Below are 12109 nucleotides of genomic sequence, written 5' to 3' on the forward strand. Positions count from 1 at the left end.
GTGCTGTGTGTGCAGGGTGGAAAGGTCAGTGGGTGAGGAGCTTCGAGAGGAAGTCCTTGGCGCGATCGCTCTTCGGGTTCGTGAAGAACTCCTCCGGCGTCGCCTCCTCGACGATGCGCCCGTCGGCCATGAAGACGACGCGGTGGGCGGCCTTGCGGGCGAAGCCCATCTCGTGGGTGACGACGATCATCGTCATACCCTGCTGGGCGAGCTCGATCATGACGTCGAGCACCTCGTTGATCATCTCGGGGTCCAGCGCGCTGGTCGGCTCGTCGAAGAGCATCACCTTCGGATGCATCGCCAGCGCACGGGCGATGGCCACGCGCTGCTGCTGACCGCCGGAGAGCTGCGCGGGGAGCTTCGAAGCCTGCTTGGCCACGCCGACGCGCTCCAGGAGCTCCATCGCCTCCTTCTCGGCGTCGGCCTTCTTGATCCCGCGGACCTTGATGGGCCCGAGCGTCACGTTCTCCAGGATCGTCAGGTGCGCGAAGAGGTTGAACGACTGGAAGACCATGCCGACGTCGGCGCGGAGGGTCGCGAGACCCTTGCCCTCGGCGGGCAGCTCCTTGCCGTCGATGCGGATGCTGCCGCTCGTGATCGTCTCCAGGCGGTTGATCGTGCGGCAGAGCGTCGACTTGCCGGAGCCGGAGGGCCCGATCACGACGACGACCTCGCCCTGATCGACCGTGAGGTCGATGTCGGTGAGCGCCTGAAAGTCGCCGTAGTGCTTCTGCACGTTCTCGACCACCACAAGGGCGTTACCAGAGGTCATGTGTTCTCCAAACTCGCAGGGTGGTCAGCGGTGCTCGATCGGGGGTGCTCTCCCAGAGAGCTCATGCGCGCCACCCGTCCCCACGGGCGTCTGAGTTCTCCATCGAATCGTGCGCGACCGACCTCACGATGGCAGAGCGCGACGAGCGGTGTCAGACTTCTTGAGGGTTTCTTGAGGCTCGTAACACGGGTGTTACCCAACGGACACGGAACGACGTGCGTGCAGCGCTCCGCGGCTCAGTTCCTGGTGTCCCGGTAGTACGTCAGCGCACCCGGATGCAGCTCGACGGGCTCGGTGAAGATCGCCTGCCTCCGGTCCAGTCGCGCGGCAACCGGCACCTCCTGAGCGATGCGGGAACGGGCGTCGAACAGGGTGGAGACGATGTCCTCCACCACGGCATCCGGCGTGTCCGTGGCGGTCATCAGGAAGTTCGGGACCGCCATCGTCAGCGTCGGCTCCTCGATGCCGTAGGTGCCCGCCGGGATGTCGGCTGGTCGATACGCCCCTGAGTGGCTCGCGTTCACGCTGTTGACCCAGGCCTGCTCCACCGGGAGCAGCCGCACGGGAGTGTTCTCCGCGAGCTGGGCGATCCCCGGAGTGGGCAGGCCGCCCACCCAGAAGAAGCCGTCGATGTCCGAGCTCTGCATGGCGTCGATGGACTCGGCGAGTCCGAGCTGCGGGTCGCTGATCGTCGTGGCATCCACCCCCGCGGCCTCGAGGAGCCTCGTGGCGATCACGTGCACGCCCGAGTTCTCGGCGCCCAGGGAGATGCGCATGCCGGCGAGGTCACGCACATCGTCGATGCGGGAGTCGGCGCGCACCACGATGTGCAGGTACTCGTCGTAGAGCCGCGCCACGGCCTTCACGGCGAGGGGCTCCTGGAACACCCCGGTCCCGGCGACGGCGTCGGCCGCGGCATCCCCCTGTGCGAAACCGACGACGGCCCGTCCGGAGGCGATGCGCAGCAGGTTGTCCACCGAGCCGTTCGTCTCCGCCACGGTCACGGGGGTCCCGAGGCGGGTGGAGAGCTCTCCCGCGAGATGCTCCCCGTAGTCGTAGTAGACGCCCGTCGTGCTTCCGCCGGCGATCACGGTGCTGCTCGTGCTCCACTCGTCGCTCGGCGCGCTGCAGCCGCCGACCCCGACGGCGACGGCTGCCGCGGCGATCAGCGCGACGACCCTGCGCAGGCCTCTCCTCATCGGACGGCTCCGTCCGGGATCCACAGCGACACGAGCAGCCCCCCGTCGTCCGGCGCCTCCACGCTCAGCTCTCCGCCGATCGAGGCGAGGAGGTCGGTGGCGATCGCGAGCCCGAGGCCGGATCCGCTCACGGTCCCCGTCTCGGAGCTGCGCCAGAACCGCTCGGTCGCGCTTCCGACCTCGGACGCCTCGAGACCGGGGCCGTTGTCGCGCACGGCGATCCCCGTGCGACCGTCGGCCGCGACGGCGCGGATCTCGATGTGACCGCCCTCGGGCGAGTACTTCACGGCGTTGTCGATCACCGCGTCCAGAGCGCTCTCCAGCACCGTCCTGTCCGCCATCGTCGGCACGGCCCGATCGCCGGTCACCTCCACGGTCACCGAGCGACGGCCGGCCACCTCCCGCCAGGCCTCCGCTCTGCGCCGCGCGAGCCCGGCGAGGTCGACGGCGGCGAAGCTCGCATCGCCTCGCCCGCCCTTCGCGAGGCTCAGGAGGGTCTCCAGGATCCGCGTCATCCGCCGCCCCTCCTCCCTGGTCTCCTCGATGTCCTCGCGCCACTCGCGACCGAGGCCCGTCATCAGATGCTCGACCCTCAGGAGCAGGGCGTTCAGCGGATTGCGCAGCTCGTGCGAGGCGTTCAGGGCGAACTCCTGCTGACGGGCGAGCACGCGTTCGATCTCGGCGGCCATGCTGTTGAAGAGCACCGTCATGCGACGCAGCTCTGGCGGCCCGGTGTCTTCGGAGACTCTGGCGTCCATCTCGCCGCGCTCGATCGCGACCATCGCCTGATCGAGTCGGCGCACCGGCGCCAGGACCCAGTTCGCCAGCCCGAACACGAGCAGCAGCCCGGCGAGGATCGTCGCGATCACGATGAGAGACAGCACGAACCAGTGCTGCAGGATCTCCGATCTCGGCGAATCGGTGCTCGACGAGATCAGGACGACGCCGATCACGTCGCTGTCGTCGAAGACCGGCTCGGCCATGACCGCATCGTTGTCGATCAGGGGGAAGGTGGGCTCCGGCGGCTCAGAGCGACGCCCGCTGAGGGCGAGCTGCACCCGTTCGGACTCCGCCTCCTCCAGCACCGCCGAATCCGGTCCACTGGCCGCCCACACCTCACCAGACACGTCGACGACCACCACGCGGATGCCGTACACGTCCTGGAACCTGCGGACCTCGCCCTCGAGCACAGCGGGGGTGTCGGCGCGCAGCGACTGCCGCGCACTGGTCACGAAGTAGGTGAGGTCGCCGAACTGATCGCTGTAGAAGGACTGCTGCACGCTGCGCGCCGCGCTCCAGGCGTACGCTCCGCTGAGTGCGAGGACGATCGCGATCAGGGGCACGAGGAAGACGATGACGAGGCGGTTCCGCATGGGTCAGCCGCCGATCAGCCGATAGCCGACTCCGCGGACGGTCTCGATGAGCGGCACTGCGACCTTGCGCCTGACCGCGCCCACGTGCACCTCGAGCGAGTGGCTGAAGCCGTGCCAGTCGGTGTTCCAGACCTCTCTGATCAGCCGGTCCCGCGGCACCGCGACACCGGGGTATCTCGCCAGCACGGCGATGATGTCGAACTCCTTCTTGGTGAGATCGACCGGATCGGCGCGCACCCGCAGCTGGCGCTTGACGAAGTCGACCTCGACGGCGCCCCCGTGCAGGCGCACGATCTCCTCCGACTCGACTCTCGCGGGCCGGGTCCTGCGGGTGACCGCCTCGATCCTGGCCAGCAGCTCCTGGATGTCGTAGGGCTTCACGACGAAGTCGTCTGCTCCCGCCCTGAGCCCCCTGATGCGCTCGTCGACCTGACTGCGCGCCGTCACGACGATGATCGGCACGTCCGTGCGCGCTCGGATCCGGCGGCAGAGGTCGATGCCGTCGACATCGGGGAGGCCGAGATCGAGCAGCACGACCTCGGTGTCGGCTCCGAGGGCGTCCAACGCCTCCTGACCGGTCGCCGCACGGACCGTAGCGTATCCGGAGCGGCTCAGGAATGCATCGAGAGCCTTCGCGACGCCGGCGTCGTCCTCGACGATCAGAACTCGCATCGGCCCCCTGTCCCCACGTCAGGCGGGAACGGCGCCCTGCCGCTCCATCCGGATCAGTCTGCCACGGCTGCGCGCTGCGCGAAGGCGCTCTCGTACAGGCACACGCTCGCGGCGGTCGCGAGGTTCAGCGACTCGGCACGGCCGAAGATCGGGAGCTTGAGGACGCGGTCGGCGAGTTCCAGTGCGCTGTCCTCGAGACCGCGGGCCTCGTTGCCGAACAGCCAGGCCGTCGGCTCGGCGAGCACGCCCTCCGCGCGGGCGGCGAGGAGGTCGTCGCCCTTCACATCTGCGGCGAGGATGCGGAGCCCGGCGTCGTGCGCCCGCTCCACGACCTCGGCGAGATCGCCCGCGACCGACACGGGCAGGTGGAACAGCGACCCCGTCGTGGCGCGGACGACCTTGGGGTTGTACGGGTCGACGGTGCGGCCGGTGAGCACGACGGCATCGGCTCCGGCGGCATCCGCTGCCCTGATGATCGTGCCGAGATTGCCAGGGTCGCGCACCTCCTCGCAGATCGCGACGAGACGAGGCGACGACGCGAAGACGTCGCGCACCGACGTCGGCGTCTGCTGGACGACCGCGACGAGCCCCTGAGGGGTCACGGTGTCGGCCATGGCGTTGAGGACGTACTCGGTGACGTACTCGACGTCTACGTCGGCATCCACCGCCTTCGCCCTGATGTCCGGATGCTTGTCCCACCCCGTCGGGGTCGCGAAGAGCTCGACGATCGTCTCGGGTCGGTAGGTCAGCGCCTCGCGCACGGCCTGCGGGCCCTCGAGGAGGTACAGCCCTGTCTCTGTTCGCGCGCTGCGCTTGGTCAGCTTCGCGACGGCACGGACTCGGGGGGACCGGGGGTTCTCCAGCACGATCACAGTCTAGGGAACGTGGAGGTCCTTCTCGCGCCATCCGGATAAGGTGCGTGCATGATGACGGATGCCGCCCCGACGCCGATCCGCCGAAGGCTCGTGCTCGCGGTGCTCGCCGCCGCGACCGTGGGGCTGGGGCTGCTCGTGCACCGGTCGGTCTCGGGCCCCGTCGGAGATGTCGTCGGCGATGGGCTCTACGCCGTGCTCATCTATCTGCTCGCGGCCTTCGTCGCCCCACGTGCGCGGCCGTTGCGGCCGGCCCTCATCGCCTTCACGATCTGCGCGGGGATCGAGCTGCTCCAGCTCACCGGGCTCCCCCGTCTCTGGACGGCGGAGTTCCCCCCGATCGGCCTGGTGCTGGGGGCCGGGTTCGACCCGCGCGACCTCGTCGTCTACGCCGTCGCCGTCATCGCGGCCGCCGTCGTCGACGAGACCATCGCGCGTCGTCGGGGCTCACGCGCTCCCGGGAACGCCACAGGGCGCCCTCCCGAAGGAGAGCGCCCTGTGTGAAGAGGTGCTTACGCAGCCGACTTCGGAGCGTTGACGTCGGAGGGCAGAGCCTTCTTCGCCGTCTCCACCAGCGTGGTGAAGGTCGCAGCGTCGTTGACCGCGAGGTCGGCGAGCATGCGACGGTCGACCGTGACACCCGCGAGGCCGAGGCCCTGGATGAAGCGGTTGTAGGTCATGCCGTTCTGGCGGGCAGCGGCGTTGATGCGCTGGATCCACAGACGACGGAAGTCGCCCTTGCGCTTGCGACGGTCCCGGTACGAGTAGACCAGGGAGTGGATGACCTGCTCCTTGGCCTTACGGTAGAGGCGCGAACGCTGACCGCGGTAGCCGGAGGCGCGCTCGAGGATGACGCGACGCTTCTTGTGGGCGTTTACCGCCCGCTTGACTCTTGCCATTTTCCTGTGTTCCTATTCGTGCGTTCGATCGCGTCAGCGACCGAGAAGCTTCTTCGCGACCTTGAAGTCTGCCTTCGACAGAACCTGGTCCTGGTTGAGGCGACGGGTGCGACGGCTCGACTTGTGCTCGAGGTTGTGGCGCATCCCGGCCTGCTGCTTCTTCAGCTTGCCGCTGCCGGTGATCTTGAAGCGCTTCTTAGCACCCGAGTGGGTCTTCTGCTTCGGCATCTTCTCTTCCTTCGTATGGCGCCTTCTCAGGCGACGGTGTCAACCCGCGGTGCGGGAGTAGGTGGGGCGGGAGTTACTCCGCTGCGGCGCCTTCGGCGGGAGCATCGGTCTTGGCCTCGCGAGCCGCCTGCTTGTTCGCTGCGCGCTGCGCGTCGCGAACGGCGTTCTGCTCCTGCTTCGCCTCGGACTTGCTCTTGAGCGGAGCCACGATCATGACCATGTTGCGTCCATCGATGGTCGGGTTGGACTCGACCGTTCCGAGCTCGGCGACGTCCTCGGCGAACTTGCGGAGAAGACGGACACCCTGCTCGGGACGCGACTGCTCGCGACCGCGGAACAGGATCATGGCCTTGACCTTGTCGCCCGCCTTGAGGAAGCCCTCGGCGCGCTTGAGCTTCGTCGTGTAGTCGTGCGCCTCGATCTTCAGGCGGAAGCGGACCTCCTTGAGGATGGTGTTCGCCTGGTTGCGGCGAGCTTCCTTCTCCTTCTGGGCGGCTTCGTACTTGAACTTGCCGTAGTCCATGATCTTGACCACGGGCGGCTTCGAGTTGGGTGCGACCTCGACGAGGTCGAGGTCGGCTTCCTGCGCAAGGCGCAGCGCCGCCTCGATGCGGACGACGCCGATCTGCTCACCCGCGGGGCCGACGAGGCGGACCTCGGGGACGCGGATGCGCTCATTGGTGCGGGGATCGCTGATGCGGAACTCCTTAGACGATGGTTTCGGCCACCGGATGCTGTTCGCAATCCGGGCGAAATCAGAATCGTCTCCCACCCACCGGCATCCAGACGCCAGCTTCGCACCCAGTCTGCCGGCGGCATCTGTCGATGCGATCCGGTGGAGTGCAAGACCCGGTAGCCTGGAACGGCAAGCGCGGGTGGGAAGTGAATCCTCTTTCGTACCGGAGCATGACGCTCCGGAGCCCGACAAAGTCTAACAGAAGGCAAGGCGAAGTGACGAACCAGGCATCGGACGAGGCTACACGCGAGCGCGAAGAGCGCTGGGCCCGACAGGAGGAGGCCGCGTCATCCGCCACCCGGGACATCGCAGACGTCCCCGCCGTCGAGGTGATCACGACCGCGGCCGTGCACCTCATGAGCGCCGCGGCCGTCAAGCTCGGCCTCGCCGACGACCCGGATGCCGCAGCGCAGCTCGACCTCGACGAGGCGCGCAAGCTCATCAACGCGCTGGCCGGACTCATCACGGCCGGCGCCCCCGAGATCAGCGACATGCACGCACGGTCGCTGCGCGACGGACTGCGGTCCCTGCAGCTCGCTTTCCGCGAGGCCTCCGTCATCCCCGACCCGATCGGCAAGGGGCCGGGCGAGAAGTGGACGGGGCCGGTCAACTAGTCTCTCGTTGCCGGACTCCGGGATGTCTTGGTCAGGCAAAGAACGGGAACCCTCCCGCTTCGCGGGCACCTCCCGATTCACCCGAACAGGGCAACCCTGCGCCGTCACGTTCTGTTGACGAACGGCTGGGGTAGAAGTCCGCAACCCGGGCGCTGAGCGAGCACAGCGAGACGACACGCAATCCCCGGACGTTGAGCGAGCGCACCAATCCCCGGACGTTGAGCGAGCGCGGCGAGACGAACGCGGCGAGGATCGCACGTCGTCGGGGCAGGGTCAGGCGGAGCGGCGGAGCTTGACGGTGAGCGAGTCGGCGAGCACGGCGATGCGATCGTCGGCGGACCAGCGCTGGGCGAGACGCGCGAGGACCGCGTCGAGCACCTCGCGCTCGAGTCCGTCGACGAGCTCGAGGATCACGACGAGCTCAGGGCCGCGGAGCCTCGCGTCCGGGTCGCCCGCGGCGACGGCGACGTCGATCACCGCGAGCTCGTGCGCGACGCTCTCCTGGAGCGCGCCGAACACCTCCGGCGAGAGGAAGCTCGGCTCCCAGGAATGCCCCTGAGCGATCGCCCACACGGCGGGACGGCGGATCACGAACTCCGTGTCGGACGTCGGGTCCAGCACGATCAGATCGGTGTCGTCGGCGGAGGCCGCCAGCGCGGCGCGCACGGCCTCGACCGGAATGGGCCGGGCTGTGGCATCCCACCGCTGCATCGCATCGACCGAGGAGAACACCGGCTGCACGCGGCGGCCGTCGGGGGCCGCGACCGTGACGATCGACAGCTCCTGCGTCTTGTCGACGACCAGGCCCGTGGGACCTACGCCCTCATCGCCCTTCTCGGCGACGAGGGGAATCAGCACGCGCGCGGAGCGGAAGGCGTCGATGACCTCGGTCTGAGCGCCCTCACCCGCACGGAACCTCTGCAGCGCCTCGAGCAGCGCGGGGTCGGCGGAGCCGTCGTCCGCGGCGTGCGGATTCGGCTCGAAACTGCGCCCCTCCCACGGAACGCCCGCCGAGTCGCCGTGATTGTGCGACTCGGGCCCGCAGGAGTGCGCGTCAGTCTCCTGCGACATCCAGAGCCTCGGCCAGCGTGAACGCTCCGGCATACAGCGCCTTGCCGACGATGGCACCCTCGACGCCCAGCGGCACGAGCTCGCGGAGAGCGGCGATGTCGTCAAGGTTCGCGATGCCGCCGGAGGCGACGACGGGCTTCGGGGTGCGCGAGGTCATCTCGCGCAGGAGCTCGAGGTTCGGTCCGCGGAGCGTGCCGTCCTTGGTCACGTCGGTCACGACGTAGCGGCTGCAGCCGGCATCCTCGAGACGATCCAGGACCTCCCAGAGATCGCCGCCGTCCTTCGTCCAGCCGCGGGCCGCGAGGGTCGTGCCGCGCACGTCGAGGCCGACCGCGATCGCCTCGCCGAACCGGCCGATGACGTCTGCCGCCCACTCGGGGTTCTCCAGCGCCGCGGTCCCGAGGTTGATGCGCGTGGCGCCGCTCTCGAGCGCCGCCTCCAGCGTCGCGTCGTCGCGGATGCCGCCGGAGAGCTCGATGTTGACGTTCTTGAACTGCTTGATCACCTTGCGCAGGATGGGGGCGTTGCTCCCCCGTCCGAAAGCGGCGTCGAGGTCGACGAGGTGGATCCACTTCGCGCCCTGCGCCACCCACTCCCCCGCTGCGTCGAGAGGATCGCCGTAGCTGGTCTCGCTGCCGGCCTCGCCCTGCGTGAGGCGGACGGCCTTGCCGCCCGCGACATCGACGGCCGGGAGCAGAGTGAGGGAGGGAGACTGCGCGAAGTCGTTCATGACGTCCTTGAGTGGTGGGAGTGCGCCGATGAGAGGCACGAGAACCGAGGTTACCCTCGCAATCGGCGCTCGTTCAAATGCGTGACGCCGATCGAGGAGGTCAGAGGCTGCCGACCCAGTTGCGCAGCAGCTGGATGCCCGCGTCTCCGGACTTCTCCGGGTGGAACTGGGTGGCCGAGAGCGGGCCGTTCTCGACGGCTGCGAGGAAGGGATCTCCGTACGTCGTCCAGGTGAGCACGGGCTGCGGGAACGGAGGGATGACGTCGAGCTCCCAGGACTGCGCCGCGTACGAGTGCACGAAGTAGAACCGCTCCTGCTCGATGCCGCGGAACAGCACGCTGTCGGCGCCGGGCTCGACCGTGTTCCAGCCCATGTGCGGCAGGACCGGCGCGTTGAGCTCCGTCACCGCGCCCGGCCATTCGCCGAGGCCCTCGGTGTCGTGTCCGCGCTCGACGCCGTGGGAGAACAGCACCTGCATGCCGACGCAGATGCCCAGCACCGGGCGCCCGCCGGCGAGCCGACGATCGATGATCTCGTCACCGCCGTGGGCGAACAGCGCGTCGCGGACGGCCTGGAATGCGCCGACGCCAGGAACCACGAGGCCGTCGGCCTCCAGCGCCTGCGTCTTGTCGCGGGTGAGCACGGCATCCGCTCCCGCGGCGACGAGCGCCTTGACGGCGGAATGGACGTTGCCGGACTCGTAGTCGAAGACCGCGACCGTGGGCGCGCTGCTCACAGCGCGCCCTTGGTGGACGGGACGCCGTCGACCAGCGGATCGAGGGCTTTCGCCTGGCGGAAGGCACGCGCGAAGGCCTTGTACTCCGCCTCGGCGATGTGGTGAGGATCGCGGCCGCCCAGCACGCGGACGTGCACGGTGAGTCCGGCGTTGAACGTGATCGCCTCGAACGAGTGCCGCACGAGGGCGCCCGTGAAGTGACCGCCGATGAGGTGGTACTCGAATCCTGTGGGCTCACCTTCGTGCACGAGGTACGGGCGACCGGAGATGTCCACGACCGCCTGCGCGAGCGCCTCGTCGAGAGGGACCAGCGCGTCGCCGTAGCGGGAGATGCCGGACTTGTCGCCCAGCGCCTCGCGGATCGCCTGCCCGAGCACGATCGAGACGTCCTCGACGGTGTGGTGCGCATCGATGTTCGTGTCGCCGGACGCCCGCACCGTGAGGTCGGTGAGGGAGTGCTTCGCGAACGCTGTCAGCATGTGGTCGAAGAACGGCACCGAGGTGTCGATGCGGCTCACACCCGTCCCGTCGAGGTTGAGCTCGAGCTCGACCGTGGACTCCGACGTGCTGCGCACGCGGCGGGCTGTGCGCGGGGCGGGGGTGCTCATGATGCCGATCCTATCGAGGCGAGGGCGTCGAGGAACGCCGTGGTCTCGGCCTCCGTGCCCGCGGTGACGCGGAGGTGGCCGGGGATGCCGACGTCGCGGATCAGCACGCCCCTGTCGTACAGCTGCTGCCACGTGGCCTTCGGGTCGACCACGCCACCGAAGAGGACGAAGTTCGACCAGGACTCGTGCGGCGTGTACCCGAGCGCCTCCAGGGTCGCCGAGATGCGGTCGCGCTGCTCGACGATCTCGTCGACCATGCCGAGCATGACATCGGCGTTGCGCAGCGCGGCGATCGCCGCCGCCTGGGTGAGGGCGCTCAGGTGATAGGGCAGGCGCACGAGGCGCAGCGCGTCGATGAACGCGGGATCGGCGGCCAGGTAGCCCACCCGCGCTCCCGCGAAGGCGAACGCCTTGCTCATCGTGCGCGACACCGCCAGACGCGGACGCCCCTCGAGAAGGGAGAGGGCGGATGCCGCCTCCCTCGGTGCGAACTCCTGATACGCCTCGTCGACGATCACGATGCCTCTGGCCGCCTCGTAGACGGCCTCGACGACGTCGAGCCCGAGGGGCGTGCCCGTCGGGTTGTTCGGGGAGCACAGCAGGATCACGTCGGGGTCGACAGCGCGCACCTGAGCAGCAGCATCTTCCGCGGTGATCGTGTAGTCGGGCTCGCGGACACCCGCCACCCAGCGTGCGCCGGTGCCCTGAGCGATCAGCGGGTACATGGAGTACGTGGGCGCGAAGCCGAACGCCGTGCGTCCAGGACCGCCGAAGGCCTGGAGGATGTGCTGCAGCACCTCGTTCGAGCCGTTGCCCGCCCAGATCTGGTCGGCAGTGAGGCCGTGCCCGAGATACTCGGCGAAGCCCTCGCGCAGAGTCGTGAACTCTCGATCCGGGTAGCGGTTCATGTCGCGCAGCGCCACGGCGATGTCGTCGAGGATGTCGCTGGCGACGGCATCCGGAATGGGATGCGTGTTCTCGTTGACGTTGAGCGCGATGGGAAGCGGGGCCTGCGGAGCTCCGTAGGGAGTCAATCCGCGGAGGTCATCGCGAAGCGGGAGGTCAGCGAGTGATGCGGTCACCCTTCCCATGCTAGGACGCGCGAAGGCCGATGATGCACCGGGTGACGCCGCATTGCGCATGCACCGCTCTCCCGACGGGCTCGCAGGACGCGCGCTCCGAGATCACTCGGAGTACTGCGCGGGGATGGCGAGCTCGTCGCCGATCTGCAGTGCGCCGCCCGTGAGCATGTTGAGCCGACTGATCTCGCCGATCACCTCGCGAGGGTCGGCGTCGGGAGCGACCGTGGTGGCGATCGACCAGAGGGTGTCCCCCGGCATCACCGTGACGGTCTCGAAGGACGCCGTCGCGACGTGAGCACCGGACGCCGCCGCGCTTCCACCGCTGAGCGCGGCGAAGGCGATGCCCGCCGCGAGAGGGATCGAGGCGAGCCCGAGGAGCACGCGGCGACCGCGGACCGTCAGACGCAGGCGTGCGGCCGGACGTGCCGGAAGGACTGCTGCGGTTCCGAAGGTGATGGTGCTCATGTCGTGCTCCCTTTCTGCCCTCCGGCGGATCATCCCCGCCGGAGAAAGTTGG

The 12109-nt window shown here is 68.8% G+C and carries 16 protein-coding genes; 2 read left to right on the forward strand and 14 right to left on the reverse strand.

Going from position 1 to position 12109, the window contains the following annotated elements; translation table 11 throughout:
- Positions 1–25: 25 nt before the first annotated feature.
- From CQ047_RS00895 to CQ047_RS00915, 5 genes are all read right to left on the reverse strand, one after another.
- The gene (locus tag CQ047_RS00895) at positions 26–772 is read right to left on the reverse strand and encodes an amino acid ABC transporter ATP-binding protein (RefSeq protein WP_105672391.1); all 747 of its coding nucleotides are present in this window, start codon (positions 770–772) and stop codon (positions 26–28) included.
- A gap of 236 nt (positions 773–1008) precedes the next feature.
- Positions 1009–1971 carry a TAXI family TRAP transporter solute-binding subunit gene (locus tag CQ047_RS00900; RefSeq protein ID WP_105672392.1) on the reverse strand — a complete coding sequence of 321 codons (963 nt, stop codon included), beginning with the start codon at positions 1969–1971 and terminating at the stop codon, positions 1009–1011.
- The gene (locus CQ047_RS00905) at positions 1968–3344 is read right to left on the reverse strand and encodes a HAMP domain-containing sensor histidine kinase (RefSeq protein WP_105672393.1); all 1377 of its coding nucleotides are present in this window, start codon (positions 3342–3344) and stop codon (positions 1968–1970) included. The genes CQ047_RS00900 and CQ047_RS00905 overlap by 4 nt, the downstream gene beginning before the upstream one ends.
- Positions 3345–3347: 3 nt before the next feature.
- Complete coding sequence (locus tag CQ047_RS00910) at positions 3348–4016, reverse strand: response regulator transcription factor (protein WP_105672394.1); 669 nt, start codon at positions 4014–4016, stop codon at positions 3348–3350.
- Positions 4017–4069: 53 nt separating this feature from the next.
- The gene (locus CQ047_RS00915) at positions 4070–4882 is read right to left on the reverse strand and encodes an RNA methyltransferase (protein WP_105672429.1); all 813 of its coding nucleotides are present in this window, start codon (positions 4880–4882) and stop codon (positions 4070–4072) included.
- 57 nt (positions 4883–4939) lie between these two features.
- On the opposite strand from CQ047_RS00915, the gene CQ047_RS00920 reads away from it, so the two are divergent.
- A complete protein-coding gene (locus tag CQ047_RS00920; RefSeq protein WP_105672395.1) occupies positions 4940–5392 on the forward strand; it encodes a DUF2809 domain-containing protein in 453 nt (150 codons plus the stop codon).
- An 8-nt stretch (positions 5393–5400) separates the two neighbouring features.
- On the opposite strand, the gene rplT is transcribed toward CQ047_RS00920, so the two are convergent.
- The 3 genes from rplT to infC form a co-directional block, all read right to left on the reverse strand.
- Positions 5401–5787: a 50S ribosomal protein L20 gene (rplT, locus tag CQ047_RS00925; protein WP_017202428.1), complete on the reverse strand. Its 387-nt coding sequence runs from the start codon at positions 5785–5787 to the stop codon at positions 5401–5403.
- A 33-nt stretch (positions 5788–5820) separates the two neighbouring features.
- Positions 5821–6015, reverse strand: a complete 195-nt coding sequence (gene rpmI, locus CQ047_RS00930; protein ID WP_060927878.1) for a 50S ribosomal protein L35 — start codon at positions 6013–6015, stop codon at positions 5821–5823.
- 73 nt (positions 6016–6088) lie between these two features.
- A complete protein-coding gene (gene infC / locus CQ047_RS00935; RefSeq protein WP_374197869.1) occupies positions 6089–6787 on the reverse strand; it encodes a translation initiation factor IF-3 in 699 nt (232 codons plus the stop codon).
- A 179-nt stretch (positions 6788–6966) separates the two neighbouring features.
- Between infC and CQ047_RS00940 the strand changes: the two genes are divergently transcribed.
- Complete coding sequence (locus CQ047_RS00940; RefSeq protein ID WP_105672396.1) at positions 6967–7365, forward strand: DUF1844 domain-containing protein; 399 nt, start codon at positions 6967–6969, stop codon at positions 7363–7365.
- A 273-nt stretch (positions 7366–7638) separates the two neighbouring features.
- On the opposite strand, the gene CQ047_RS00945 is transcribed toward CQ047_RS00940, so the two are convergent.
- From CQ047_RS00945 to CQ047_RS00970, 6 genes are all read right to left on the reverse strand, one after another.
- On the reverse strand, positions 7639–8436 hold the full coding sequence (locus CQ047_RS00945; RefSeq protein WP_105672397.1) for an SseB family protein: 798 nt from the start codon (positions 8434–8436) through the stop codon (positions 7639–7641).
- Positions 8420–9166, reverse strand: coding sequence for a bifunctional 1-(5-phosphoribosyl)-5-((5-phosphoribosylamino)methylideneamino)imidazole-4-carboxamide isomerase/phosphoribosylanthranilate isomerase PriA (priA, locus tag CQ047_RS00950; RefSeq protein WP_105672398.1), 747 nt, complete (start codon positions 9164–9166; stop codon positions 8420–8422). The genes CQ047_RS00945 and priA overlap by 17 nt, the downstream gene beginning before the upstream one ends.
- A gap of 100 nt (positions 9167–9266) precedes the next feature.
- On the reverse strand, positions 9267–9902 hold the full coding sequence (gene hisH, locus CQ047_RS00955) for an imidazole glycerol phosphate synthase subunit HisH (RefSeq protein ID WP_105672399.1): 636 nt from the start codon (positions 9900–9902) through the stop codon (positions 9267–9269).
- On the reverse strand, positions 9899–10510 hold the full coding sequence (hisB, locus tag CQ047_RS00960) for an imidazoleglycerol-phosphate dehydratase HisB (protein WP_105672400.1): 612 nt from the start codon (positions 10508–10510) through the stop codon (positions 9899–9901). The genes hisH and hisB overlap by 4 nt, the downstream gene beginning before the upstream one ends.
- Positions 10507–11601, reverse strand: coding sequence for a histidinol-phosphate transaminase (locus CQ047_RS00965; RefSeq protein WP_181155786.1), 1095 nt, complete (start codon positions 11599–11601; stop codon positions 10507–10509). Before CQ047_RS00965 ends, hisB begins: the two co-directional genes overlap by 4 nt.
- Before the next feature lie 93 nt (positions 11602–11694).
- Positions 11695–12057: a LysM peptidoglycan-binding domain-containing protein gene (locus tag CQ047_RS00970; protein ID WP_105672402.1), complete on the reverse strand. Its 363-nt coding sequence runs from the start codon at positions 12055–12057 to the stop codon at positions 11695–11697.
- Between the last annotated feature and the right edge of the window lie 52 nt (positions 12058–12109).

The sequence above is a fragment of the Microbacterium sp. MYb72 genome (assembly GCF_002979415.1).
In the GTDB taxonomy this organism is placed as follows: domain Bacteria; phylum Actinomycetota; class Actinomycetes; order Actinomycetales; family Microbacteriaceae; genus Microbacterium; species Microbacterium natoriense.

What these genes read in the sequence shown, in the direction of transcription:
- CQ047_RS00895 (WP_105672391.1), bottom strand. Translation starts at nt 772, where the DNA reads ATGACCTCTGGTAACGCCCTTGTGGTGGTCGAGAACGTGCAGAAGCAC.
- CQ047_RS00900 (WP_105672392.1), bottom strand. Translation starts at nt 1,971, where the DNA reads ATGAGGAGAGGCCTGCGCAGGGTCGTCGCGCTGATCGCCGCGGCAGCC.
- CQ047_RS00905 (WP_105672393.1), bottom strand. Translation starts at nt 3,344, where the DNA reads ATGCGGAACCGCCTCGTCATCGTCTTCCTCGTGCCCCTGATCGCGATC.
- CQ047_RS00910 (WP_105672394.1), bottom strand. Translation starts at nt 4,016, where the DNA reads ATGCGAGTTCTGATCGTCGAGGACGACGCCGGCGTCGCGAAGGCTCTC.
- CQ047_RS00920 (WP_105672395.1), top strand. Translation starts at nt 4,940, where the DNA reads ATGATGACGGATGCCGCCCCGACGCCGATCCGCCGAAGGCTCGTGCTC.
- rplT (WP_017202428.1), bottom strand. Translation starts at nt 5,787, where the DNA reads ATGGCAAGAGTCAAGCGGGCGGTAAACGCCCACAAGAAGCGTCGCGTC.
- rpmI (WP_060927878.1), bottom strand. Translation starts at nt 6,015, where the DNA reads ATGCCGAAGCAGAAGACCCACTCGGGTGCTAAGAAGCGCTTCAAGATC.
- CQ047_RS00945 (WP_105672397.1), bottom strand. Translation starts at nt 8,436, where the DNA reads ATGTCGCAGGAGACTGACGCGCACTCCTGCGGGCCCGAGTCGCACAAT.
- priA (WP_105672398.1), bottom strand. Translation starts at nt 9,166, where the DNA reads ATGAACGACTTCGCGCAGTCTCCCTCCCTCACTCTGCTCCCGGCCGTC.
- hisB (WP_105672400.1), bottom strand. Translation starts at nt 10,510, where the DNA reads ATGAGCACCCCCGCCCCGCGCACAGCCCGCCGCGTGCGCAGCACGTCG.
- CQ047_RS00965 (WP_181155786.1), bottom strand. Translation starts at nt 11,601, where the DNA reads ATGGGAAGGGTGACCGCATCACTCGCTGACCTCCCGCTTCGCGATGAC.
- CQ047_RS00970 (WP_105672402.1), bottom strand. Translation starts at nt 12,057, where the DNA reads ATGAGCACCATCACCTTCGGAACCGCAGCAGTCCTTCCGGCACGTCCG.